Source organism: Thiomonas sp. FB-6 (genome assembly GCF_000377645.1).
Taxonomy (GTDB): domain Bacteria; phylum Pseudomonadota; class Gammaproteobacteria; order Burkholderiales; family Burkholderiaceae_C; genus Thiomonas_A.
This window is the reverse complement of sequence record NZ_KB898474.1, coordinates 107,928-132,083: the sequence shown is the minus strand read 5'-3', so window position 1 is coordinate 132,083 and position 24,156 is coordinate 107,928. Positions and strand designations below refer to the sequence as shown.

17 protein-coding genes are annotated in these 24,156 nt (G+C 71.8%); 6 read left to right on the top strand and 11 right to left on the bottom strand.

Annotated elements, in window-relative coordinates; translation table 11 throughout:
* Positions 1-200: 200 nt before the first annotated feature.
* The gene (locus D466_RS22675) at positions 201-4,217 is read right to left on the bottom strand and encodes an EAL domain-containing protein (RefSeq protein ID WP_018912843.1); all 4,017 of its coding nucleotides are present in this window, start codon (positions 4,215-4,217) and stop codon (positions 201-203) included.
* 372 nt (positions 4,218-4,589) lie between these two features.
* On the opposite strand from D466_RS22675, the gene D466_RS0106180 reads away from it, so the two are divergent.
* Positions 4,590-6,701: an EAL domain-containing protein gene (locus tag D466_RS0106180; protein WP_018912842.1), complete on the top strand. Its 2,112-nt coding sequence runs from the start codon at positions 4,590-4,592 to the stop codon at positions 6,699-6,701.
* 55 nt (positions 6,702-6,756) lie between these two features.
* On the opposite strand, the gene D466_RS0106175 is transcribed toward D466_RS0106180, so the two are convergent.
* The 3 genes from D466_RS0106175 to D466_RS0106165 form a co-directional block, all read right to left on the bottom strand.
* A complete protein-coding gene (locus D466_RS0106175) occupies positions 6,757-7,830 on the bottom strand; it encodes a diguanylate cyclase (RefSeq protein ID WP_051083692.1) in 1,074 nt (357 codons plus the stop codon).
* Between the two features lie 102 nt (positions 7,831-7,932).
* Complete coding sequence (locus tag D466_RS0106170) at positions 7,933-9,855, bottom strand: MFS transporter (RefSeq protein ID WP_018912840.1); 1,923 nt, start codon at positions 9,853-9,855, stop codon at positions 7,933-7,935.
* 165 nt (positions 9,856-10,020) lie between these two features.
* A complete protein-coding gene (locus D466_RS0106165; protein ID WP_018912839.1) occupies positions 10,021-10,872 on the bottom strand; it encodes a c-type cytochrome in 852 nt (283 codons plus the stop codon).
* 132 nt (positions 10,873-11,004) lie between these two features.
* Between D466_RS0106165 and D466_RS0106160 the strand changes: the two genes are divergently transcribed.
* Together D466_RS0106160 and D466_RS0106155 are read left to right on the top strand one after the other, a co-directional pair.
* Positions 11,005-11,967 (top strand): threo-3-hydroxy-L-aspartate ammonia-lyase, encoded by a 963-nt coding sequence (locus D466_RS0106160; protein ID WP_018912838.1) that lies wholly within the window; start codon positions 11,005-11,007, stop codon positions 11,965-11,967.
* 142 nt (positions 11,968-12,109) lie between these two features.
* Positions 12,110-13,624, top strand: a complete 1,515-nt coding sequence (locus D466_RS0106155; RefSeq protein ID WP_018912837.1) for an acetyl-CoA hydrolase/transferase family protein — start codon at positions 12,110-12,112, stop codon at positions 13,622-13,624.
* A 16-nt stretch (positions 13,625-13,640) separates the two neighbouring features.
* Here D466_RS0106155 and D466_RS20785 read toward each other — a convergent pair whose 3' ends face one another.
* Together D466_RS20785 and D466_RS0106145 are read right to left on the bottom strand one after the other, a co-directional pair.
* Positions 13,641-14,243 (bottom strand): sterol desaturase family protein, encoded by a 603-nt coding sequence (locus D466_RS20785; RefSeq protein WP_018912836.1) that lies wholly within the window; start codon positions 14,241-14,243, stop codon positions 13,641-13,643.
* Positions 14,244-14,310: 67 nt separating this feature from the next.
* On the bottom strand, positions 14,311-16,689 hold the full coding sequence (locus tag D466_RS0106145; protein ID WP_018912835.1) for an HAD-IC family P-type ATPase: 2,379 nt from the start codon (positions 16,687-16,689) through the stop codon (positions 14,311-14,313).
* Positions 16,690-16,874: 185 nt separating this feature from the next.
* On the opposite strand from D466_RS0106145, the gene D466_RS0106140 reads away from it, so the two are divergent.
* On the top strand, positions 16,875-17,672 hold the full coding sequence (locus D466_RS0106140; RefSeq protein WP_018912834.1) for an IclR family transcriptional regulator: 798 nt from the start codon (positions 16,875-16,877) through the stop codon (positions 17,670-17,672).
* Between the two features lie 31 nt (positions 17,673-17,703).
* Here the strand turns inward: D466_RS0106140 and fahA are convergent, their stop codons facing one another.
* Genes fahA through D466_RS0106125 form a run of 3 tightly spaced genes read right to left on the bottom strand, consistent with a single transcriptional unit; the run spans position 17,704 to position 21,284 of the window.
* Positions 17,704-19,026, bottom strand: coding sequence for a fumarylacetoacetase (gene fahA, locus D466_RS0106135; RefSeq protein WP_018912833.1), 1,323 nt, complete (start codon positions 19,024-19,026; stop codon positions 17,704-17,706).
* Positions 19,023-20,309: a homogentisate 1,2-dioxygenase gene (gene hmgA / locus D466_RS0106130; RefSeq protein WP_018912832.1), complete on the bottom strand. Its 1,287-nt coding sequence runs from the start codon at positions 20,307-20,309 to the stop codon at positions 19,023-19,025. Before hmgA ends, fahA begins: the two co-directional genes overlap by 4 nt.
* Before the next feature lie 21 nt (positions 20,310-20,330).
* Entirely contained in the window at positions 20,331-21,284 is a 954-nt protein-coding gene (locus D466_RS0106125; protein WP_018912831.1) for an MBL fold metallo-hydrolase, read from the bottom strand.
* 204 nt (positions 21,285-21,488) lie between these two features.
* Here D466_RS0106125 and D466_RS0106120 point away from each other — a divergent pair, with 204 nt between their 5' ends.
* Positions 21,489-21,707: a hypothetical protein gene (locus tag D466_RS0106120; RefSeq protein ID WP_018912830.1), complete on the top strand. Its 219-nt coding sequence runs from the start codon at positions 21,489-21,491 to the stop codon at positions 21,705-21,707.
* Positions 21,708-21,722: 15 nt separating this feature from the next.
* Here the strand turns inward: D466_RS0106120 and D466_RS0106115 are convergent, their stop codons facing one another.
* Positions 21,723-22,661, bottom strand: coding sequence for an extracellular solute-binding protein (locus D466_RS0106115; protein ID WP_018912829.1), 939 nt, complete (start codon positions 22,659-22,661; stop codon positions 21,723-21,725).
* Between the two features lie 185 nt (positions 22,662-22,846).
* Here D466_RS0106115 and D466_RS0106110 point away from each other — a divergent pair, with 185 nt between their 5' ends.
* Positions 22,847-23,380 carry a c-type cytochrome gene (locus tag D466_RS0106110; protein WP_018912828.1) on the top strand — a complete coding sequence of 178 codons (534 nt, stop codon included), beginning with the start codon at positions 22,847-22,849 and terminating at the stop codon, positions 23,378-23,380.
* A 15-nt stretch (positions 23,381-23,395) separates the two neighbouring features.
* On the opposite strand, the gene D466_RS0106105 is transcribed toward D466_RS0106110, so the two are convergent.
* Complete coding sequence (locus D466_RS0106105) at positions 23,396-24,136, bottom strand: SDR family NAD(P)-dependent oxidoreductase (RefSeq protein WP_026284955.1); 741 nt, start codon at positions 24,134-24,136, stop codon at positions 23,396-23,398.
* Positions 24,137-24,156: the final 20 nt, after the last annotated feature.

Below are 24,156 nucleotides of genomic sequence, written 5' to 3'. Positions count from 1 at the left end.
GCAAGGGCGCCGGCGCATGCGCGCGGGGCCCGCATGCGGCACATGCTAGTCCACTGCGTCAGGGAAATGGCACCCCCCGTGAGGCCCCAGGCCTGCCCAATCAAGGCGCAGGGCACAGCCGGGTTGGGCACCCGGCGAAGACCTGCAACGCCGAGTGGGCAGGCCTGGGGCCTCACCCGCAGGGCCGAGGCGTGGGGTGCTCAGGTGCCGGATCCCAGGCGCTCGAGCAGCCATTCGCCGTGGCGCTCGTGCAGCGCGTGGCGCGCGCGTGCCTGCGCAGGCACGGCCTGCTCGTAGTAGCGGTAGATCTCGCTGGAGTGTTCGCCGGTCTGGCGCAGGAACTCCAGCATGGCGGCGCGCGCCCCGCGCCGCGCGGGATGCCTGCGCCCGGGCGCCAGCAGCCAGTGATGCGCCAGCGCTCCGAGGTAGGTCGACACGGCCTGGCCGCGCCGGGGCAGCGCGAACTCCGCGCGCCAGCGCGCGAAGGACCCGGCCGGCATCGGCCGGGTGAAGGCATAGCCCTGCGCCCAGCGCGCGCCGAGGATGCGCACCACCTCCTGGATGCCCTGGTCCTCCACGCCCTCGACGATCACCGTGCGGCGCAGGTCGTTGGCGAGCTGCACGATGGAGCGGATGACCCCGAAGGTCTGCAGCGGCAGGCTGCGCAGCGAGGAGATCAGGCCCTGGTCGATCTTGATGGTGTCGAAGGGCAGCACCGACAGGCGCTGCAGGCTGCTGTAGCCGGCCCCGAGGTCGTCCATCGACAGGCCGACGCCGATGGCGCGAAGCGCATCGATGGCGCGGGTCTGCGCGGCGCTGTCCAGCGCCTGCGACTCGAGGAGCTCCAGGCTCAGGCGCGAGGCCTCGATGCCATGGCGCTGCAGGGCCTCGCGCACCCATTGAGGACATTGGGGGTCGAGCAACGTGGAGGGCGCCAGGTTCAGCGCCGCGCCCATGCGCATGCCCTCGCCGTCCCAGGCCCGCAACTGGGCGCAGACCTGCTCCAGCCCGCTGCGGAACAGGTGGTCGAGTTCGGCGTCGCCGAGGATGGGCAGGAAGGCACCCGGCGCGAGCACGCGTCCGTCGGGCATCAGCAGGCGCGCCAGCGCCTCGACCTTGTCGCAGCGTCCGTCGAGCAGGTTGACCACCGGCTGCACGTACATGCGCAGGCCGTTGCTGAACAGACTCTCGCGGCAGGCGTTGGCCGCGTCCTGGGGAATGATGCCGCCGGGCAGGGGCACGCGGCTGGCCTGCCACACCCGTCCGGCGTGCTGCTGCAGGGCCTTGACGGTCTGTTGCATCCAGGCCGACTCGAACTGGTGGGGATAGGCGCCGTAGATGACCAGCACGAAACTCGGCTTGCCCTGCGTGTCCAGCACGGCCAGCGTGGCCGCGCTGCGCACGCCCAGCGCCAGCATCGGCGTGCGCCACTGGGCGACACGTTCGTCGCGCGCATAGGAGGCGACGCGCTGGACGGCGGCACCGCGCCAGGCCAGCGCGATGGGCCCCCTGCCGGTGGCCTCGCCCGGGTCCAGGCGCGCCGTGAAGCGCGCGTCGGCCAGGATGGCCGAGACCTCGTCCGCGCAGGGCCCGCTGGCGGCCTCCACGGCGAATTCATTGCTTGCGTTCGGACGCAGCACCTCGCAGGCGACGACACCGGGCAGCGCGCCGATGGGGCCGATGAGGTCGCGCAAGGCGTCGCGCCACAGCGCGCCGGCGGGCACGGTGTGGCCGATCAGCACGTTCTGCCAGGCGCGCACGGTGGCGGACATGCCGCGCAGCTCGTGCTGCAGGTCCTCCTGCAGCCGGTCCTCGATGACCCGCAGGATCTCGCGCCGCGTGGCCGCCGGGATGCGCCCGGCGCCCAGGCCCTCGACCACGTGCTGGCGGAAGGCGGCCATCGGGCGCACCAGCAGGCTCGGCTCGATGCCCATCAGCGCCTGTTTGACCCCCACGCGCTCGGAGCGCTGCGCCAGCTCCCCGCGCGCGCGCGCCGGATCCAGCAGCTGGCGCAGGTGCCGGGCGTGCACGTCGCGGATGGCGTCGAGCTCCTGCCCCGACAGCAGCTCCACCATGGGCGCGGCGTCGTCGTCGCGCCCGACCTGTGCGTAGAAGTCCTGCAGAAAGCCGTCCACCGCCTGCGCCAGCGGGCCCGCCAGCTCGCCGAGCAGGGCGCAGGCGCGCGGCCCGTAGGGGTCGGCGCGCAGCTCCTGCGTCTCGTCGCCCGCGGAGCGCGCGCCCAGCTGCCACCAGCGCACGCGATCGGCCTTGCGCGCCTTGGCCTGGTACAGCGCGGCGTCGGCCTTGCGCAGCAGCGAATCGGCGTCGGCCCCGTCGGCCGGATACACGGCCAGGCCCATGGTCATGCCCACGCCGGCCTGCGCCCCGGAGGCCAGCGTGAAGCCGCGTTCCACCGCGGTGTGCAGGCGCCGCATCACGGCGTCGAGCTCGCGCAGAAGGGCCGCCTCGCTCAGGTCCTCGATGACCACGACGAACTCGTCGCCGCCCAGCCGGGCGAGGAAGTCCGATTCGCGCAACAGGCCGCGCATGCGCGCGGCGAACTCGCGCAGCAGCAGGTCGCCCGCCTCGTGCCCGTAGAGGTCGTTGACCGGCTTGAAGTCGTCCAGGTCCAGAATGCCCACGGCGAGTCCGGCCTGGCGCCGGCGCGCGCGCTCCAGCGCGCCCGGCAGGTGCTGCTCCAGGGCGCGGCGGTTGGGCAGCGCGCTCAGCGGATCGTGCAGGGCCTCGTAGCGCAGGCGCCGCTGCAGGCGTGAGCGCTCGGTGACGTCCTGCACGGTCCATACGAACATGGTGCCGTCGCCGTCGGCGGGCAGGCCCAGGGAGCCGTCGCACAGCACTTCCTGGCCGTCGCTGCGCAGCAGGCGCACGTCCATGACCGAGATGGGGCGCTGGATGCCGGCCTGCGCGTACAGGCGCCCCACGCGCTCGTATTCCGCGTCGTCGGCGAAGAAGCGGCGTCCCGGCTGGCCCTCCACGCTGGCGGGACCGTCGTAGCCCAGCATCTGGGCGAAACGCTGGTTGGCGCTGAGCACCATGCGGTCGCGCACCATGACGATGCCCGCCAGCGTGTTGTCGAGCAGGGTGCGCTGGATGCCCGCGAGTTCGCGCTCGCGATGCTGCGTGTCCAGGCGGTCCAGCCCGCGCGCGATGTTGGCCGCCAGCTCGACCATCAGCTGCTGCAATTCCGCATCGAAGGCGTCGGCCTCGGCGTGCAGCGCCGCCAGCACCCCCCAGACCCGGCCCGAGCGCAGGATCGGCACGGTGGCGTTCGACTTCAGCCCGTGCCGATGCGAGCGGGATTGCCACGAGCGCAGCACGTCCTGGTCGGGCTCCCAGGAGGTGTAGTGCGCGCGGGCGTTGCGCCACACCCAGGCGGCGGGGCTGAGCTCCTCGTCGTTGCGTGGTTCCACGCGCAGGCGCAGCTGGGCCAGATGCGCGTCGGCTCCGGCGCGCGCCGGGAATCCGAAGCATCCGTCGGCGCCGGGCCGGGCCACGTAGGCCAGCGCCAGGCCGCCGCGGCGCACCGCGATGTCGCAGATGGACTGCAGCAGCGCGCCTTGCTCGCTCGCCACGGCGATGGCCTGGGAAGCCTGCGCGAGCATGGCGTTGAAGTCGGCCGCGCGTTGCAGCTGGCGGCGCACCAGTTCGAGCTGGCGGGCCGCCAGCCGCGCCTCCAGCGCATGGCCGGCCTGCTCGGCCAGCGCCTGCAGCATCTCGCGCTGCGACGCCGACAGGCGCCGGGGCCGGAAGTCCAGTATGCACAAGGTGCCCACGGCCAGGCCCTCGCTGCCGCGCAGGGGTACGCCCGCGTAAAAGCGCAGTCCGGGCTCGCCCGTGACCAGCGGGTTGGCGGCGAAGCGTGGATCGGCGCTGGCGTCGGGCACCTCGAACAGGCCCTCGCCCGTGATGGCGTGCCCGCACAGCGAGACCTCGCGCGGGGTCTCGCGCGGCCACCCGGCGGCCTGCGAGCCCGCCAGGGCCTTGAACCACTGGCGCCGGGAGTCGATCAGCGAGATGGCCGCCACCGGCGCCTCCAGCACACGGGCGGCGCAGGCCGCGAGCTGGTCGAACAGGGGCTCGGGCGGGGTGTCCAGCACGCCCAGGCGCTCGAGCGCCTGCAGGCGCTCGGCCTCGCGCTCGGGCCGCGGCGCCGCCAGCCAGGCAGGGTGGCGATGCTGGTGCTGCGGCGAGTTCATCGAAATCTCCCGCGTGGATTCGCAACAACATGGGAAAACGACACCCGCCGGCGTGGCCGGGCAGCGGCGCGAAACATCCGCAAGGCTTGTGCCATTTTGCGCGAAATCATCGCATGAGAGTGCACGGAATTCACGAAATCTCGGCCGGCCCCTTGCGGAACGCGGCTCGGACGGCAAGGCCGCTCCACTTCCGGCATCGCGCCGATTGCTTCACAATGGACGGATGTACCGAAGCCGCCGCGCCAACCGGGTTGACCCGTACCGGGTCGCAGATCTCGCCCAGAGCGCCCCCAGGGCCGGGCTGCGCCCCGCCCGCCCTCCGTGGGGGTCCGGCCATCCTGGGGCGGCCGTGTGATTTCTTCAGACGACTCCATGGTCTTGCAGCGCGCGCATGCCTGGCTGATGGCGGCCCGCGACGGCTTCGTCGCGCTGCTTCCGCTGACCTTCCTGCGCGTGCTCGCGGTGCTGGCGGGCTCCTTTCCGCTGGCCGCCTACCAGCAGGCCATGAGCCGCGCCTTCGGCGCCGGCTGGCACCAGCACCTCGACCACGCCAACCTGGCCTTCCTGGGCATTTTCGGCATCGCGCTGTGCGCGGTGACCGCGGTGCAGCTGGCCTACCGCCTTCCGGTGCCCGCGGGCCTGGGCGGACGCCAGCCGCCCCTGATGGTGGCCGTCTGCGCGGTGGTGAATTTCGTCGTGGTGTCGGCCGTGGTGAACGACGGCGCCGTGAACTTCGGCTTCGGCAGCATGCTCATGGGCCTGGCCGTGGGCGTGGCCACCTCGGAATTGCTGCACCTGGCCGAGCGCTGGCGCCTGATGGACCTGGTGCGCCTGCCCTACGACACCGACGCCTCGCTGTACCACGCGCTGCGCCTGGGTCCGCCCATGGTGTTGATCGGGCTGCTGATGTTCGCGGCCGCGCAGGCCTGGATGCACTTGCCGGGGCTGGACGCGCATCCGCTGGGCCCGCTGGTGGCCTGGGCCCAGGCGCGCGAGGCCGGCGTCTGGGTGCTCAGCGTGGCCGCGGCGCTGATCAACCAACTGCTGTGGTTCGTCGGCCTGCACGGCAGCATGGCGATGGATGCCTACGCCTCGCGCGATCTGTTCGCGCCGGACGGCGCCGCGTATGCGGCCGCCATGGCGTGGCGCCCGATGTTCAACGGATTCGTCATGCTCGGCGGCTCCGGCGCCACGCTCGGCCTGCTGCTGGCCATCGCCATCGGCTCGCGCGACCGCGCCCAGCGCGGCATCGCCAAGCTGGCGCTGCTGCCTTCGCTGTTCAACATCAACGATATCCTGCTCTACGGCCTGCCGCTGGTGCTCAACCCCGTGTACCTGCTGCCCTTCCTGGGGGTTCCGGTGCTGCTGAGCCTGCTCGCGGTCGGCGCCGTGCAGGGCGGGTGGGTGCACATGCAGGATCCGGGCTTCGTCTGGACCACGCCGGCGCTGCTTTCGGGCTGGCTGCTCACCGGTTCCTGGCGCGGGGTGGCGCTGCAGGTGCTGGAGATCGCGCTGGGCACCGCCTGCTACCTGCCCTTCGTGCGGCGCGCCGACGCGCGCCTGCGCCAGGCTCGCGCACGGGCCTTCGAGTCGGCCAAGCGCGAGATCCTCGGCGGCGAGCTGCCGGCTTCGGCCTGGCACGGCCAGTCGCGCATGATCGCCCGCGGGCTGCTCGACGACCTGCGCGCGGCGCTGGCGGGCGACCAGCTCTGGCTGGCCTTCCAGCCCATGCACGACCGTGCCGGATGGGCGATCGGGGCCGAGGCGCTGCTGCGCTGGGACCATCCCCGGCATGGTTCCGTGCCGCCGGCGCTGATCGTGCGCCTGGCCGAGCAAAGCGGCGACATGCTGCGCCTGGGGCGCTGGGTGCTGGAGCGCGCCTGTGCCGCGAAGGCGCGCTGGAACGAGGCGGGACACCGCGGACTGACCATGGCGGTCAACCTTTCCCCCTTGCAGCTGACCGACCCGCTGCTGGCCCGGCACCTGCAGCGCTGCCTGGATCGCTACGGCCTGGACCCCGCGGAGATCGAACTGGAAATCACCGAGACTCTCGCGCTGCCCGACGGCCAGGCGGTGGATGGCGTGCTGGGCGAACTCGAGGCCACGGGGGTCCGCCTGGCCATCGACGATTTCGGCATGGGATCCTCGTCGCTGCTGTACCTGCGGCGCTTCGAAGTACATGCCATCAAGATCGACGGTTCACTCACCCGCGACCTGCTGGACAACCCCACGAATGCCGACATCATCCGCACCATCGTGATGCTGGCGCGCGCGCGCGATGTGCAGGTGGTGGCGGAATTCGTCGAGACCGTGCAGCAGCGCCGCGCGCTCGAGGCGATGGGTTGCGACGTGTTCCAGGGCTGGTACCACAGCGCGCCGCTGGACGAGGCGCGCTGCATCGACTATTTCTCGGCCAGCGCCGAGCGCATGCGCGATGCCGGCGTGCCCAGCCAGCAGGACATGAGCGTCGAACTGCTGCGCTGAACCAGGGGGCTTCGGCCCGGTCCTGGGAGATTGGCGGGACAGAACACTAGCCGGCTCATGCCGGCTCGGCGCGGGCGACGCGGTTGCGCCCCTGGGCCTTGGCGCGGTACAGCGCCTGGTCCACCGCCCCCAGCCAGGCGCGCAGGTCGGTGATGCCCGGCCCCAGCGCGGCGATGCCGATACTGCAGCTCAGCGGCGCCTGCGCGGGCCCCGGCCGCAGCCCCGACACGGCCTCGAGGATGCGTTGCGCGATGCCTTGCACCTCCTGCGGCGGCGCGCCCAGGCACAGGGCCAGGAACTCGTCGCCGCCATAGCGCCCCGCCACGTCGGCGGCACGGATGCAGCCGCGAATGGCCTGCGCCACCGCCGCGATGGCCTCGTCGCCGGCGCCGTGTCCATGCTGGTCGTTGATGGACTTGAAATGATCGATGTCGATCATCAGCAGGCAGGCGGGCCAGGCGTCGCGCGCGTAGCCCCGCAGGGCCGCCTGGGCATGCTCGAGCAGGTGTTCGCGCGACATCAGCCCGGTCTGCGCGTCGGTGCGGCGCATCTGCTCGAGCAGGTGGTTCTGCCGCGCGATGGTGCGCAGCAGGTGGTAGCTGGCCAGGCCCGTTCCCAGGGTATGCACGATCAGCAGCGGCAGGCTGAAGGCGACCACCAGCAGGCTGCTTTCCAGCAGCGGGCGCGGCCGCAGCACCAGGCTGCCCAGCAGCGCGCCGCCGAACAGGAAGGGCAGCGACTGCAGCCACAGGCGCCGCATGCCCGTGCTGAGCTTGTCGAAGGTGGTGACGGTGGCGAGGATCGCGCTGGGCAGCAGGCAGAAATGCATCAGCGGAACCGCGACGCCGGCGATCGCCGAATCCACCAGGAGGTTGCGCCGCTCGGCGCTGTGCGGGTCGCGCGCGCCGCGCGCGAGCGCGAAGGCCAGGTGCGGCCAGGCGAAGCAGCTGAGCAGCATCCAGGCCCACAGCGGCCAGGGCGCGCGCTGCTCGAACAGCACCGCGCCGATGGCCAGGCCGCCGAGCCCCATGCCGAGCACGCGCATCGGATAGATGCGGCGGAAGGCCCGCTCGCGCCGGACCTCGGGCGGGCGCAGCGCGGCTTGCGGCGTGGTGGGTGGAGCGGGCATGGTCGTCCTGGGCGCGAAGACGCCATTCTGCGGCATCCCGCCATCGCCGCATACTCCCCGCCGACTACCGTCGCCGCCCGCCCTCGCCGCCCGCCGGCCGGTTCAGGCTTCGGCGAGACGCCGCACGGCATCGCGCAGCGCCTCGCAACTGAGGCCGCCTCCTGGCAGCGGCTCGCCCACGCGCAGGTCCACGCGGTTGAAGCAGCCCCTGCGCAAGGGGCGCACCATCGCCACGTTGCGCCCGTTGCGCACCTCGATGCGGCTGAAGAACGAGCCCCACAGGTTGCCCAGGGCCATCGGGATCACCGGCACGTCCAGGCCCTCGGCGCGCGCGCGTTCCACGATGCGCAGCACGCCGGGCTTGAACTCCTGCAGGCTGCCGTCGCGGGTGATGCCGCCTTCCGGGAAGATGGCCAGCAGGTCGCCGTCGCGCAGGGTCTGCAGGGCCTGATCGAAGGCGGCCTGGTAGACCAGCGGCTGCTCGCCACGCGGGGCCACCGGAATGGCACGGGTGAGCCGGAACAGCCAGCCCAGCAGCGCGATGCGGAAGATCTCGTGATCCATCAGGAAACGGATCGGGCGCGGGCTGGCGGCCATCAGCAGCACGGCGTCGACGAAGCTCACGTGATTGCACACCAGCAGCGCAGGACCCGTCGCGGGAAGCGCCGCCTCGCCCCGCACCCGGAAACGGTAGACCAGATGGGTGAGCACCCAGGCCACGAAGCGAAGCAGGTACTCGGGCACCAGCAGAAAGACGTAGGCGGCGACGGCGGCGTTGGCCAGGCCCACGAACAGGAAGACCTGCGGAATCGACCAGCCCAGCCAGAGCAGCAGCGAGGCCAACAGCGCGCTGGCCACCATGAACAAGGCGTTCAGGATGTTGTTGGCGGCGATGATGCGCGCGCGGTGCGTGGGCTGCGCGCGCAACTGCACCAGCGCGTACATGGGCACGCTGTACAGGCCGGCGCTCAGGCTCAGCAGCGCGAGGTCGGCCATCACGCGCCAGTTCGGCGCGGCTGCCAGGAAGTCGCGCAGGCCGGTGCCGGAGCCGGGCGGCAGCGAGCGCGTGGCGAAGTACAGGTCGACCGCGAACACGCTCATGCCCATGGCGCCCAGCGGAACCAGGCCGATTTCCACGTGGCGCCGCCCCAGGCTCTCGCACAGCAGCGAGCCCGCGCCGATGCCCACGGAGAACACCACCAGCAGCAGCGAGGCCACCTGGGCGTCACCGTGCAGCACCTCCTTGGCGAAACTGGGGAACTGGCTCAGGAACACGGCGCCGAAGAACCACATCCAGCTGATGCCCAGCAGCGAACGGAACACCACCAGGTTGCCGCGCGCCAGGCGCAGGTTGCGCCAGGTCTCGGAAAAGGGGTCGGGGTTCAGGCGCAGCGCCGGGTCGGTGGGCGGCGTGGCGGGAATGCGCGCGGCCGCCGCGCGCCCCAGCAGCGCCAGCGCCAGGCAGGCCCAGCCCACCTGGCGCGCCCCCGCCGCCGGAGCGGACATCAGCAGGCCGCCGGCCAGGTTGCCCAGCAGGATGGCCACGAAGGTGCCCATCTCCACCATGCCGTTGCCTCCGGTGAGTTCGCGCTCGCGCAGGTGGGCGGGCAGGTAGGCGTACTTGACGGGCCCGAACAGCGTCGAGTGCAGGCCCATGAGGAACACGCAAGCCAGCAGCACGCCGGCCCGGCGCTGCGCGAAGCCCCAGGCGGCCAGCGCCATGATGGCGATCTCCAGGTTCTTCACCGCGCGGATCAGCGAGGCCTTGTCGAACTTGTCGGCCAGCTGGCCGGCGCTGGCGGAGAACAGCACGAAGGGCAGGATGAACACCGCGCCGATCCACAGCCCCGCGGCGCGCGCGGGCAGCCAGGCCACCTGCAGCTGGTAGGTCACCAGCACCGTGAACGCGAACTTCAGCAGGTTGTCGTTGGCCGCACCGAGGAACTGGGTCGCGAAAAACGGCGCGAAGCGCCGCTGGCCGAGCAGGGCGAACTGGTTCGAGGCTTGTCGGGGATCCGAGGACAAGGCGGGCTCCGGAATCGGGACACCCGCGGCACTGTAGCCACGCGTTGCCGACCCTGGCGCCGGCGATGCCAATGGGGACATTGCACCGCCCCGGCTCCGGCCCGCGCCTCGGGCCGGCCGCGATCAGCTCACGCCGCTTCGGCCGGGCTCAGGATGCACACCTGCTCAGCGCAGGGTCTTCAGGGACAACCCCACCTTGCGCAGGTTGCTCTCGACCGTATCGGTCTCGCTGCGCACCTGGGCGTTGTAATCCTCGGGGCGCGTGCCGGGCGGCAAGTGTTGCGACAGCACGAAATCCGGACGCGCCTGGGTATCCACGAACAGTGCCACCTCGAAGGCTTGCTTCTCGCTCAGGTGGGCATTGCCCAGGGGCATGTTTCCCTTCACCCAGGTGGCCAGCTTGGCCACGTTGGCCAGCCCCGCGCCGGCGTTGTAGCTGTCAGGCCCCCACAGCGGCGGGAAGGCCCCGGCCACGCCCCCTCCGGTGGCGCCGTGGCAGGACGCGCACTGCGCCTGGTACAGCTGCGAGCCGGCGAGTACGTCGGCATGGCCGGCGCGCTTGAGCATGGCCGGATAAGGGCTGGCCGCGGCGGGCGGCGGCGCGGCCAGGATCGGCTTGCCGCGGTCCAGCCAGCTGATGTAGGCCGCCATGTCCACCACCACGCTGCTGTCGGTGCTCGGGCGCATGCCGTTCATGCTGCGCATGAAACAGTTGGCGATCCGGTCCTCGAGCGTGATCACCGTGTTCTCACGCTTCGAATACGAGGGAAACTTGCCGGCCGTGGACAGGAAATTGCCGGGGTGCGTGTTGTCGCCGCCGTCGGTGTGGCAGCTGGCGCAGTTCAGCGCGTTACCCACGAAGGCCTTCATCCGCGGGTCGGCGCCGGTTTCCATGATCATGTCGTGGCCGCGCTGGATCGACGGGCCGAGCGGCCCGGCGGGAAGGCCGGGCAGCGTGGCGGCTTTCGCCGCGCCCGTTGCCGCGAAGGCCAGGGCAAGAATGGTGAACATGCGCATCGGAAGGCTCTCGGGCAATGGAGGGGGCGCCGCTTGCGCGCGCCATGCCCGAAGTATCCGCCGGACTGCTACATTTTCGCTTGACAGAATGCAACAGTCGCGACGCTTGCGCCGCGCGCGCCGCAATTACCCATGACCGAACCCACCTTCGAAGGCGTCCTGGCCGCCGCGCGCCGCATCGAGGCGCATGCCCACCGCACGCCGGTGATGAGCTCGCGCACCCTGGACGCCGAACTCGGCGCCACCGTGCATCTCAAGTGCGAGAACCTGCAGCGCATGGGGGCCTTCAAGTTCCGCGGCGCCTTCAACGCGCTGGCCAGCCTGGACCCGTCGCGGCGCAAGGCCGGCGTGGTGGCCTTCTCCTCGGGCAACCATGCCCAGGCCATCGCGCTGTCGGCCAGCCTGCTGGACATGCCCGCGACCATCCTGATGCCCCACGACGCGCCGGCCGCCAAGGTGGCGGCCACGCGCGGCTACGGGGGCAAGGTGGTGGTGTACGACCGCTACCGCGAAGACCGCGAGCAGATCGGCCGGGCGCTGGCCGAGCGCGACGGGCTGACCCTGATCCCGCCCTACGACCACCCCGACGTGATCTGCGGCCAGGGCACGGCGGCCCGGGAACTGTTCGAGCAGGCGGGCGAGCTCGACGCCCTGTTCGTGCCCCTGGGCGGCGGCGGACTGTTGTCGGGCAGCGCGCTGGTGAGGGCGGCGCTGGCGCCCGACTGCCAGCTCTATGGCGTGGAACCGGAAGCCGGTGACGACGGCCAGCGCTCGCTGCGTAGCGGCTCGATCGTGCACATCGACACCCCGCGCACCATTGCCGACGGCGCGCAGACCCAGCACCTGGGCACGCTGACCTTCCCCATCATCCGCCGCGAGGTCACGGACATTCTCACGGCCAGCGACGCGGAGCTGGTCGACACCATGCGTTTCCTGGCCGAGCGCATGAAACTGGTGGTCGAGCCCACCGGCTGCCTGGGCCTGGCCGCCGCCCGCCGCATGGGCGCGCAACTGCGCGGCAAGCGCGTGGGCGTGCTGCTCAGCGGCGGCAACGTGGACATGGCGCGCTTCGCCGAACTGCTGGCGGCGAGCTGAACGCCGATTCGGGCATGGATCCGCGCAAGGATCCGCACAAGGAATCGCGCCAGGAATCGCGCAAGCTTTCATCTAGCTCAAAGGCTCCCCTTCCGTGCGCGCCTAGGCTCGTGGCTTTTCGAACCACGAGGAGTACACGGACATGGGCCCCACGCGCATCGGCTGCGAACGGCTTCGCGCCAAGGTGATGGATGCGGACGCCGCGGCGGCGTTGATCGAGGCCGGCAGCACGGTGGGCCTGAGCGGCTTCACCGGCTCGGGCTATCCCAAGGCGGTTCCGCTGGCGCTGGCGCGCATCATCGAGCGCCGCCATGCCGCGGGCGAACCCTTCCGCGTGCGCGTGTGGACCGGAGCGTCCACCGGCCCCGAGCTCGACGGCGCGCTGGCGCGGGCCGACGGCATCGAGTTCCGCCTGCCCTACAACTCCGACCCGCACGCGCGCGAGCGCATCAACCGCGGCGAGATGGAGTACTTCGACATGCACCTCAGCCAGGTCGCCCCGATGGCCTGGCAGGGCTTCCTCGGCCCGCTGGACACGGCGGTGATCGAGGTCAGCGGCGTGCTCCCCGACGGCTCGCTGGTGCCCTCGTCCTCGGTGGGCAACAACAAGACCTGGCTGGACCGCGCGCGGCGCGTGATCCTCGAGGTCAACTCCTGGCAGAGCGAATCCCTGGCGGGAATGCACGACATCTACTACGGCACGGCGCTGCCGCCGCATCGCGTGCCGATTCCCCTGCTGCGTGCCGACGACCGCATCGGCGAGCCCTACTTCCGCTGCGACCCCGACAAGGTGGTGGCGGTGGTCGAGACCCACGCCCCGGACCGCAACCTGCCTTTCGCGGCGCCGGACGACACCGCGCGCGCCATCGCCGGGCATCTGCTGGAATTCCTGCGCCACGAGGTCAAGGTGGGGCGGCTGCCGCCGTCGCTGCTGCCCTTGCAGTCGGGCGTGGGCAACGTCGCCAACGCCGTCATGTCGGGCCTGCTCGACGCCCCCTTCGAGGGCATGAGCGCCTACACCGAGGTGATCCAGGACGGCATGCTGGAACTGCTGGCCGCGGGCAAGCTGCACGTGGCCTCGGCCACCGCCTTCTCGCTCAGTCCGCAGGCGGCCGAGCGGCTCAACGCCGACATGGCGCGCTTTCGCGACAAGCTGATCCTGCGCCCGCAGGAGATCAGCAACCACCCCGAGCTGGTGCGGCGCCTGGGCTGCATCGCGATGAACGGGCTGATCGAGGCCGACATCTACGGCAACGTGAATTCCACCCATGTGATGGGCTCGCGCATCCAGAACGGAATCGGCGGCTCGGGGGATTTCGCGCGCAACGCCTACGTGTCGATTTTCCTGACCCCGTCGACCGCCAAGGGCGGCGCGATCTCGAGCATCGTGCCCCAGGCCAGCCACGTCGACCACATCACCCAGGACGTGCAGGTGATCGTCACCGAGCAGGGGCTGGCCGACCTGCGCGGGCTGTCGCCCAAGCAGCGCGCGCGCTGCATCATCGAGCGCTGCGCCCACCCCGACTACCGCCCGGCGCTGGACGACTATTACCGGCGCGCGCGCGAGCATTCCTACGGCCAGCAATCACCCTCGCTGCCCGGCGAGGCCCTGTCGTGGCACCAGCGCTACCTGGACACCGGCACCATGCGCGCCTGAGGCCCGGCGCCGCGGCTCAGCGCAGGCTGCGCGGGTCGCCGCGCGGCGGCTTGGGGTAGGCGGCGCCGCCGCCGGTGCGCAGCAGCACGTCGGCCAGGTCGTTGGTGATGCCCCACCAGTACGAGGCGTTGTAGTAGTGGTGGTGCATGTGCGCGCGGCGCATGCGCATGCCGTAGCGTGTACGAGGCTGGTACGCCGGGTCGTGGTGCGAGAAGTGCATCCACTCGTAGAACACGAAATAGCCCACGCTGCCCGCCATGGGCACCAGCGCGGTGGCGGGCCCGAACAGCAGCGCGTAGGCGCCGTAGGTGGACGCGGCCAGCGGCAGCAGCGCCCAGGCCGGCCAGAACAGGCGCGCCACGTCGCGGGGTTCGGCATGGTGGGCATGGTGCAGGTCGACCTGCAGCCTGCGGCGCAGGCCGTCGCGCGCCGGCAGCGGCGCGTGCAGCACGAAGCGGTGCAGGCCGAACTCGACGAAGGGCGCCAGCACCACCGGGAGCAGCAGCAGCGGCCAGGCCCGCGCGAGCGCGCCCAGGCGCCACGAGGCGGCCAGCAGCGCGGCGCAGACCACGATCATCGCCACCACCGTGGAATGGGTCCATAGCTCGCGTCGGCGCATGGGCGGCTCCTGGAGGCGTCGGAAGGCTCCGGCAACCCCGATGATGCCTGAGGCCGCGCCGCATGGCTCAGCGCAGGCCGAAGCGCACCAGGACCAGGCGCTTGGCCTGGTCGAGCGTCAGCGCGAAGCCGGCGGTCAGCAGCAACAGCCAGCCGATCAGGGCCCAGGGGAGCCCGGCCATCAGCGTGGCGCTGCCGGCGAGCGCGCAGACCAGCAGCAGGTCGGCGGCGCTGGCCGCGGCCAGCACGCGGCCGGGGGCGAAGGCGCCCAGGCGCGCGTCGTCGCGCAGCACGTACACATTGGCCTGGGTGGTGAACACCAGCAGCAGGAATACCAGGGTCTGCAGTTGCGCGGCATCCAGCCCGAGGCGCGCGCGCGCCCAGGCGTAGACCGACATCGAGAACAGCAGCGAGACCACGGCCAGCAGCGAGGCCGCCCCCACCAGTTGCCCGACGCGCCAGCGCTGCGGGCGCGGCGCCGCACGCACGCGGTCGACGGCGATGCTCATGGTGACGAAGTCGTTGGCGAACAGCAGCAGCACGATCAGGCGCGACGAAATCACGAAGCCGCCGGTCAGCCACAGGCCCGCGGTGAGGAACACCACGGTCTCCAGGGTCTTGAGCACCTTGTTGAGCACGTAGGTCAGCATGCGCCGGTGCACTTCGCGTCCGGCCGCGACCACGGTGAGCACCCCGCCCAGCCCCGGGTCCGTGAGCACCACGCCGGCGGCCGCCTTGGCCACGTCGGTGGCGCTGGCCACGGCAATGCCGAGTTCCGCCTGGCGCAACGCGGGGGCGTCGTTGACGCCGTCGCCGGTCATGCCGGTGACGTGGCCGTCACGCTGCAAGGCACGCACGATGGCATGCTTGTCCTGCGGCAGCACGCGGGCGAAGATGTCGCAGTCCTCGGGGTGCAGGGTATGCGCGGCGTCGACGGTGCACACGCGCGTGCCCAGCCCGATGCGCTCGCCGAGGGCGCGCGCGGTCTGCAGCGCGTCGCCGGTGGCCATGCTCACGCGCACTCCGAGCTCGCGCAGGCGCGCGATCAGTTGCGCGGCGTCGGGGCGCGGCGGGTCCGACAGCGCGACCCAGCCGAGCAAGCGCAGTGCGCCGCGCGGCCCGGCGGCCACCGCGAGCACGCGCGCGCCAGTGCCGGCGAGCTCCTGCTCGGTCCGCGCGGCCGAGGCGCGCTGCGCGGCGTCGGCACCGCAGCGGTCGAGCACGGCCTCCGCGGCCCCCTTCAGCGCGTGCCAGTCCCCGCCGTCGATCGCGTACACGCCCTCGCTCAGGCGCGTGGCCGGGTCGAAGGGATGGAAGGCGCTGCGCGGCGCCTGTGCCGCGGGCGGCGGCGCGGCCGGCGCATCCTGCGCGCGCCGGCTCCAGGCCTCGAGCACGGCCAGGTCCAGCGGATCCTGGGTGGCGGCGTCGCTGGCCAGCGCGGCCGCGCGCAGCACCTCGGACTCGGACACGCCGCCCACGGCCTTGCAGGCCTCCAGGCTGAGGGCGTTGCGCGTGAGGGTGCCGGTCTTGTCCGACAGCAGGGTATCCATCGCCGCGGCCTCCTCCACCGCCGGCAGCCGGGTCACCAGCACGCCCTGGCGCGCCAGGCGCGACGCGGCCACCGCGGTGGCCAGCGTGTAGGTGGCCGGAAGTGCCACCGGCACGCTAGCCACCAGCAGCATCAGCGCGAACACCAGGGTGTCGCCCAGCGGCAGCGCGTGGCGCAGCGCGTAGACGATCACCAGCAGCACCAGCAGCAGGTCGAAGGCGACGAGGCGCTGCACGATGGCCAGGATGGTCCTTTGCATGTGGCTGGGCGCCGAGGCCTCGCGCAGCAGTTCCGCGGTGCGCCCGAAGTAGGTGCGCGGGCCGGTCGCGGTGACCTCGCCGCTGGCTTCGCCCTGGCGCACGATGGATCCGGTGTAGGCGGGCTGGCCGGGCGCCGCGTCCACCGCCAGCGATTCCCCGGTGAGCGCCGACTGGTCGAGCGCGACGCCGCCGTCGAACAGCGTCAGGTCGGCGGGCACGATGTCGCCGGCGCGCAGGTGCACGACGTCGCCGGGCACCAGTTGCGCGGCCGGCAGGCGGCTCCAGCTGCCGTCGCGCAGCACGCGCGCCATCACCTGCAGCCGGCGGCGCAACAAGGCCAGTGCATCGCTGGCGCGCCGTTCCTGCGCGTAGGCCACGAGGGCGTTGAAGCCGAGCAGGAAGGCGATGACCAGCGCCTCCTGCCCACGGTGCAGCAAGAGCTGCAGCACCACCACCGCCTCGAGCATCCAGGGCACCGGGCCCCAGAACTTGCCCAGCAGCTGGCGCCACCAGGCGTTGCGGGCCGGCTCGACCGCATTCGGTCCGAAGCGCAGTGCGCGCTGCCGCGCATCGGCGGAATCCAGGCCCCGGGAACGGTCGGTGGCGCCCGTGCCGGGCGCCTGGAGGGTGGAAGACATCGGAGCGAGCGAGTTCGCCTGCGGAGCCTGGACGCAGGCATCTTAGGATGTATCGAGGCCGCCTCGGGACGACCTGGGTCAAGCCGGCGCGGGCGGGCGCCAGGCCAGGGCGCGCGATTTGTTCATCGCAAATTGATTTACCATTGCCCCTACACCGATCCCCTTTCTCTTTCGGAGGCCCGCCGATGCAGCAGGGCGACAAGGCGCAACGCGCCATCCAGTCCATCGAAGTCGGCGGCCGGCTGCTGCTGGTGCTGGCCGACAGCGCCGAGCCGCTGGCGCTGAAGGACCTGGCCGCGCGAGCCGGGCTGAGCGCCTCGCGCGCCCACCCCTACCTGGTGAGCTACGCGCGCCTGGGCCTGGTCGAGCAGGAGCAGCTCGGCGCGCGCTACCGCCTGGGGCCCGCGGCGCTGCGCATCGGGCTGACCTGCCTGCACCAGCTCGATCCGATGCGCGAAGCCGAGCCGGTGATCCAGGAACTCGCGGCGCAGACCGGGCACGCGGTGATGCTGGCGGTGTGGGGCAACTTCGGCCCCACCGTGGTGCGCCTGATCGAGGCGCGCCAGGCCTTGCACATCGCCTTGCGCGTGGGCAGCGTGATGGCCCTGCTGGAGACCGCGACGGGCCGCGCCTTCGCGGCCACGCTGCCGGCCGAGCGCCTGATCGAGGCGGCGGGCCCCTTCGGGGAACTCGCCGCGCGCGGGCGCCCTGCCGGGCGCGGGCCCTCGCCGCGGGAACTGCAGGCGGTGCGCGACGAGATGGCGCGCCACGGCGTCACGCGCGCCGCCGGCAGCCCGCTGCCCGGGGTGAACGCCTTCAGCGCGGCCGCCTTCGACCACGAGGGAACCCCGGTGCTGGTGGTCACCGCGCTGGACCACGCGGATCGCCTGTCGGCCGATTGGGACGGTGCCTCGGCGCGCGCGGTGCGCGAGGCCGCGGCTCGCATTTCCCAGCGCCTGGGCGTGCGCCCGCCGGCGCGTTGAGCCTGCGCCGCGGACCGGGCGCCGCCAGCCGTCAGGGCCTGGGCCGCGCCGGCAGCACGCGCGCGCTGCAGGCGCCGAAGCCGATGCGCACCGCGCCCGGGCGCTCGCACACTCCACGCAGGCTGAGTTCGTCGCCGTCCTCGAGGAAGCTTCGCTGCTCGCCTCCGGGCAGCTGGATCGGCTGCTTGCCGCCTTGCGAGAGTTCGAGCATCGAGCCGGCCTGCTCGGGGCGCGGGCCCGACAGCGTGCCCGAGCCGAAGAGGTCGCCGGGGCGCAGCGCGCAGCCGCCCACCGTGTGATGGGCCACCAGTTGCGCGACGCTCCAGTAGGCCGCGTCGGCGAAGTTGGAGCGGCTGATGCAGTGTGCCCCCAGGCCCTGCTCGCGCATGCGCGCGGTGCTCAGCCAGACCTCCAGGCCCACGTCGAAGGCGCCGGATGCGGCGTCGGAGTCGCAGTGCAGATAGGGCAGAGGCCGGGGCTCGCCGGCGGCGCGCGCGAAGGGGCGGCGGAAGGGCGCCAGGGCTTCGAGCGTGACCACCCAGGGCGCGATGGTGCTGGCGAAGTTCTTCGACAGGAAGGGGCCCAGCGGCTGGTATTCCCAGGCCTGCACGTCGCGTGCGCTCCAGTCGTTGAACAGGGTCAGGCCGAACACCTGCTCCTCGGCCCGCTCGATGGGCACCGCCTCGCCGGGCGCGTTGGCGCCGCCGATGACGATGCCCATTTCCAGCTCGAAGTCCAGGCGCGCCGTGGGGCGCAGCACCGGCGCCTCGGCATCGGCGGCCTTGAGCTGCCCCCAGGGCCGCGCGAAGTCCTGCCCGCTGGGCAGGATGGTCGACGCACGCCCGTGGTAGCCGATGGGCACCCACTTGTAGTTGGGCAGCAGCGGGTTGTCGGGGCGGAACAGCTTGCCCACCGCGGTGGCGTGGTGGATGCCCACGTAGAAGTCGGTGTAGTCGCCGATCTCGCAGGCCACGCCCAGTTCCGCGCGCGCCTGCGGCACCAGGCAGGAACTCAGGCTCGCCTGCGCGACGCTGCCCGCGGCCAGCGCACCGGACAGTGCCCGGCGCAGCGCCACGCGGGCGCCCGGACCCAGCGCCATGAAGGCGTTCAGATCCCCCGCGGCCAGCGGAACCAGCGATTCGGACAGCGATTCGGGCAGCGCCCGCGCCTGCGCCGCCAGGCGCAGGTCCAGCACCTGGTCGCCGATGGCCACGCCGATGCGCCAGGGCTGGCCGTCCACCCGGAAACGCCCGAAGGGCAGGTTCTGGATCGGGAAATCGCTGTCCGGCCGGTTGGCCGAGGCCACCCAGCTGCGCAGCGCCGGGTCGTGCGTGGCGTCGAGTCCGCCGCTCATCGCAGGCCCTCCTTCAGCGTGGACCAGCAGTCGGCGTAGGTCGTGTCCAGCGCGCCGCATTGCATCGCGTAGGCGGTGGGCTTGAAGCGCCAGCGGCTCTCGAACATGAAGGCCAGCGTGCCCTCGAGCTTGTGCGGGGCCAGCGGCGCGTTGCTGGCCTTGTCGAAGGCCTCGGCGTCGGGCCCGTGGGGCACCATGCAGTCGTGCAGGCTCATGCCGCCGGGCTTGAAGCCCTCGGGCTTGGCGTCGTACTGGCCGTACACCAGGCCCATGAATTCGCTCATCAGGTTGCGGTGGTACCAGGGCGGGCGGAAGGTGTCCTCGGCCACCATCCAGCGCGGCGGGAAGATCACGAAGTCGCAGTTCGCCGTGCCCGGGGTGTCGCTGGGGCTGGTCAGCACCGTGAAGATGCTCGGGTCCGGGTGATCGAAGCTGACGGTTCCGATGACCATGAAATGGGCCGTGTCGTACTTGAACGGCACCAGGTTGCCGTGCCAGGCGACGACGTCGAAGGGCGTGCGCGCCTGGCGCGTGTGCCACAGGCGGCCGCCGAACTTGCGCACGATCTCGTAGGGCTGCTCCTGCGGCTGCTCGTAGGCCGCCACCGGGGCCAGGAAGTCGCGCGCGGCCGCCAGGCCGTTGCTGCCGATGGGGCCGAGCTCGGGCAGCCGGAACGGCGCGCCGTAGTTCTCGCACACGTAGACCCGCGACGGGCCCTGCACCTTCACGCTGAAGGCGATGCCGCGCGGCAGCAGCGCGATCTCGCCGGGGCGCAGGTCGAGGATGCCGAACTCGGTGACGATGCTCAGCTCGCCCTGCTGGGGCACCAGCAGCATCTCGGCGTCGGCGTTGACCAGCGCGCGCGCCTGCATCGAGCGGTTCATCAGCACCAGGTGCGCGGCCACGCCCGTCTGCGCCTCCGGGTCGCCGTTGACCACGATGGTGCGCAGGCCGTCGACGAAGTCCAGCGGCTGCTCGGGAATGGCGATCGGATGCCAGCGCAGCGGATCGGGCGGGAAGTCCACGCCCTGGGCGGCGCCGCTTTTCCAGTGCGGCTGCTCGTAGGGCGCGTAGGCGCCCGTGACCACCGCGGGCTGCCGGCGGTACAGCCAGCTGCGCTGGTTCTGGGCGCGCGGCGCGGTGAAGGCGCTGCCCGAGACGAGCTCGGCGTACAGGCCCCGAGCCGCGCGCTGCGGGCTGTTGCGCCCCTGCGGCAGCGTGCCGGGCTCGGCCTCGCTGCTGAACTGGTTGCCGAATCCGGCGAGGTAGCTGCGTGTGGTCATGGCCGTGGTGGAGTCAGGAGTTCAGCCTTCGAGGGTTTCCCACATCTGGCGGTCGCGCTCGGCGGTCCACACCCGCGGGTCGCGGTAGCGGGTCGCCTCGTCGTAGCAACGGGTGACGTCGAAGGGCATGCAGTGGTCGAAGATCACCCACTGCCCGTACTTGGGCTTGAGCGCCGCGTAGGTTTCCTTGTAGACGGCGCCCAGCTCCTTGCCGGCGTCGGCACCGGCCTTCACGTGGGTCCAGACGTCGCGGATGAAGTCCCGCGTGACCTGCAGGCCCTTTTGCACCTGGGCCTCTCCCTTGAGCGCCGGGCCGCGCCCGGGCACCAGGGCCATCGGCTCGAGCGCGGCCACGTTGTCCAGGGTCTGCGGCCAGTCCTGGAAGTAGGCGTCGCCGGCGTAGGGGGTGGCGTCGAATTCGACCAGGTCGCCCGACAGCAGCGTGCGCTCGCCGGGCAGCCACACCACGGTGTCGCCCTTGGTGTGGCCGCGCCCGAGCTGCAGCAGCTGCACCTCCAGCTTGCCCAGCCACAGGGTCATGCGCCCCTGGAAGGTCATGGTGGGCCAGGTCAGCCCGGCGGGCACGGTCTCGACGTCGCGGAACAGGCGCGGGAAGCGCCCGATCTCGCTGGCCTTGTCGGCCTCGCCGCGCTCGACGATCAGGTCGTAGGTGTCCTGGCTGGCCAGGATCTGCTGCGGCGCGTAGGCGCTGGCTCCCAGCACCCGCACCGCGTGGTAGTGGGTCAGCACCACGTAGCGGATGGGTTTGTCGGTGACCTCGCGGATGCGCCGGATCACGTCGGCCGCCATGGCCGGCGTGGCCTGGGTGTCGGCCACCAGCACCGCGTCGTCGCCGATGATGATGCCTGTGTTGGGGTCGCCTTCGGCGGTATAGGCCCATGCATGCTCGGAGAGCTGCTCGAAGGTCACGCGCTTTTCCACCAGGTCGGCGGCGGAGGCAAAGGTCTTGGCCATGGCTGTGAGGTCCGGGTTCGGCGTTTGGTTTGACAGTTGCGAACGAATTCGCGGGAAGCAAACATAAACCTATCCCCCCCGTGTGTCAAACCAGGCGAGCAGCCCTGGCGCCGGGGCGGCTTCCCGCCGGGACCGGCAGGGTGTACATTGAGGGCAAATGCGAATGGGTCGCATTTGCTTGAAGAACCTCGCCTGGAGTCGACGATGAACCATGAGCCGCGCCTGGACGTGCCGCCCTCGCGGCCGTCGCCCGTGCACGCGATGGAACTGCGCACGCTGCTGCTGGAGAACCTGATGCTCGGACGCGAGCTGGCCCTTGCCCAGGAGCGCGTGACGCGCGCCCTGGCCGAGAAGGACGCGCGCATCCGCGCGCTGCAGGCCCAGCTGAGCCAGACCCGGGGTGAAGCGAGTCGCGGCGCATAGCGCCGCGCCGCGGGCTCAGCGCAGGTCGCCGCCCTTCGGCTCGCTGTAGCCGAAGTCGTGGAACATCTTGCGCCCTTGGGGACTTTGCATCAGTTGCACGAACTCGCGCGCTGCCACGGGGTTGGCGGCGTTGCGAAGCACCGCGGCGTAGAACACCAGCGGCTGCGTGGACAGGGTCTGCGGCTTGCCGTCGGGTGCGGTGATGCCGAAGTGCACCTTGGCGTACCAGTCCCGGCTCATCGCCGGATCGCTGAGGTTCACCTGCGCCGGCAGCTTGACGTAGGGAAGCTTGTGCGAGGTCACCGCGCTCAGGTAGCCGGAGGAGGCGTCGATCTGGCCGCTTTCCAGCCGGCTGAGCAGCGAGGGTTCGGCAAAGATCTGCGCCGTGTTGTGCTGGTAGTCCCCGAGGATCCTGGAGGCCAGCCCCGGCTGCTGGTAGTAGTGCTCTGCCAGCAGCATGGCGAACACGATGTTGCGGCCCTGCGGGTCGGTCGCCGGATCGGTGCGGCCGAACTTCAGCCCCGGCTGCTCCAGCACTTCGTACCACCTGCGCCGGCCCTCGGCGGCTTCGCGGAACTCCTGCGCGTGCGGGCCATCGGGGCTGTAGGCGATCACCATCTGAGTGCTGGCCACCGGCACCGCGGTGCCGACCAGTCCGGCCTTTTGCAGCAACTCCATCGGCCCCGGCGTGATGGACACGAATACGTCGGCGCGGATCTGCTTGTCGGCCAGCAGGTGCGCCAGGCCGTAGGCCCCGGCTCCGCGGCCCTGGAACTCCACGTGGGCCTTGCCGGAGATGGCCGGCCCCAGGGCCTTGTCCATCAGCGCGCCCATCGAGCCCGCATAGGCCACCGACAGCACCGGCTGCGCGGCCTGCGCGCCGCAGCTTCCCAGCAGGGCCGCGGCCAGCACCGAAAGGCGCGTGGCCATCAGGTTGAACATCTTGCGCTGCATGGAAGCTCCCAGGTTCGGTGGCGCACCGGACGATCGCCGGCACTTGGTTATGCACGGCGGAATATAACGCATCCCCACTGGACCGAAACCCGGCGAACACTTGGATACCTGCCGGACGTTGATCGCCGGGGCCGGGGCACCGATACTGCGGGGAGCCTTCGCGCGCCCCTTCGAGGAGACAACCCATGCCCCGCTCGCCTTCCCTGCTTGAGCCGGCTTCGTCCGGACTGCCCGCCCTGCTTGCCGCGGCTTGCATCGCGCTGGCCGCCGCCTGCAGCCCGCCCGCGCGCGCGGACACGGCGCCGGCCGGCAAGTTCACGGCAACGCGCCGGGTGTCCTCGCTGGAACAGGCCGCCGAGCAGGGTGCGCAGGTGTTCGCCAACGACACCTTCGGCACGCGCCAGACCTGGGTGCCGCCGAACGCCTTCAGCAACCATCTGATGACCTGCGCGGCCTGCCATACCGACGGCGGCCGGCCCGAGGGCACCACGCCCACGGGACAGCACATTCCCAGCCTGATCGGCGCCGCCGCGAAATACCCCAAGTTCAAGGGCAAGAAGCACGCGGTCTACACCCTGGAGCGCCAGATCGTGCACTGCGTGCGCGCCGGCATCATGGGCAAGCCCCCCGCCTACGACAGCCCCGAGATGGTCGACCTGGTGGTCTACCTCACGCAACTGTCCAAGGGCGCGAGCATGGGGGCGCAGTTCTCGAAATAGGGCCCGCGCCGGCGCTCATTTCACCAGCGGCCGCACCGCGGTGAAGCCGCCGTCGACAGGCAGTACCTGGCCGGTGATGCGCGAGGCGCCGTCCGACAGCAGCCACTCGATCGCGGCCGCGACCTCGTCGGCCTGCTGCACGCCGCCCAGCGGGTACTGACGCCCCGCGGCCTCGCGCTGCGCGGGCAGCTTGAGCAGGCCCGCGGTCATCGGCGTGTCGGTCAGGCCCGGCGCCACCGCATTGACCCGCAGGCCCGAGGCCGCGTAGGTGGCCGCGGCGCTGCGCACCAGCGCCTCCACGCCCCCCTTGGCCGCCGCGATGGCCTCGTGGTTGGCAGCGCCCACGCGCGCCACCACGGAACTGCACAGGACGGCCGCCCCCGCCGCCCCGGCTTCGCGCATGGCCGCGGTCCATGCGCGAAGCACGGCCAGCGCGCTGCCCAGGTTGACCAGCAGCACCTGTTCCCACTGCGCGGGCTGGGTACGGTGCAGCGGCGCGATCAGCGTGTTGCCCACCAGGTGGGCCAGCGCGGTGGGCAGGCCCACGGCGCGCACGCACTGGTCCATGGCCTCCTGCGCCTGGCCGGCCTGCGTGGTGTCGGCGGCGATGCGCAGGCTGGCGGGCAGTTCGGCCAGGCGCTGCGCGTCGCGCCCGACCACCACCACGTGGTGGCCGGCCTCGTGCAGGCGCCGGCTCAGCGCGCGGCCGATGCCTCCGGACGCGCCGGTGACCATGACGATTTTCGGGGTGCTCACGATGGGAACTCCTGCTTGGG

Excerpts from the sequence above, each read along its gene's own strand:
- D466_RS22675 (WP_018912843.1), bottom strand. The coding sequence starts at position 4,217 with ATGAACTCGCCGCAGCACCAGCATCGCCACCCTGCCTGGCTGGCGGCG.
- D466_RS0106180 (WP_018912842.1), top strand. The coding sequence starts at position 4,590 with ATGGTCTTGCAGCGCGCGCATGCCTGGCTGATGGCGGCCCGCGACGGC.
- D466_RS0106175 (WP_051083692.1), bottom strand. The coding sequence starts at position 7,830 with ATGCCCGCTCCACCCACCACGCCGCAAGCCGCGCTGCGCCCGCCCGAG.
- D466_RS0106165 (WP_018912839.1), bottom strand. The coding sequence starts at position 10,872 with ATGCGCATGTTCACCATTCTTGCCCTGGCCTTCGCGGCAACGGGCGCG.
- D466_RS0106160 (WP_018912838.1), top strand. The coding sequence starts at position 11,005 with ATGACCGAACCCACCTTCGAAGGCGTCCTGGCCGCCGCGCGCCGCATC.
- D466_RS0106155 (WP_018912837.1), top strand. The coding sequence starts at position 12,110 with ATGGGCCCCACGCGCATCGGCTGCGAACGGCTTCGCGCCAAGGTGATG.
- D466_RS20785 (WP_018912836.1), bottom strand. The coding sequence starts at position 14,243 with ATGCGCCGACGCGAGCTATGGACCCATTCCACGGTGGTGGCGATGATC.
- D466_RS0106145 (WP_018912835.1), bottom strand. The coding sequence starts at position 16,689 with ATGTCTTCCACCCTCCAGGCGCCCGGCACGGGCGCCACCGACCGTTCC.
- D466_RS0106140 (WP_018912834.1), top strand. The coding sequence starts at position 16,875 with ATGCAGCAGGGCGACAAGGCGCAACGCGCCATCCAGTCCATCGAAGTC.
- fahA (WP_018912833.1), bottom strand. The coding sequence starts at position 19,026 with ATGAGCGGCGGACTCGACGCCACGCACGACCCGGCGCTGCGCAGCTGG.
- hmgA (WP_018912832.1), bottom strand. The coding sequence starts at position 20,309 with ATGACCACACGCAGCTACCTCGCCGGATTCGGCAACCAGTTCAGCAGC.
- D466_RS0106125 (WP_018912831.1), bottom strand. The coding sequence starts at position 21,284 with ATGGCCAAGACCTTTGCCTCCGCCGCCGACCTGGTGGAAAAGCGCGTG.
- D466_RS0106120 (WP_018912830.1), top strand. The coding sequence starts at position 21,489 with ATGAACCATGAGCCGCGCCTGGACGTGCCGCCCTCGCGGCCGTCGCCC.
- D466_RS0106115 (WP_018912829.1), bottom strand. The coding sequence starts at position 22,661 with ATGCAGCGCAAGATGTTCAACCTGATGGCCACGCGCCTTTCGGTGCTG.
- D466_RS0106110 (WP_018912828.1), top strand. The coding sequence starts at position 22,847 with ATGCCCCGCTCGCCTTCCCTGCTTGAGCCGGCTTCGTCCGGACTGCCC.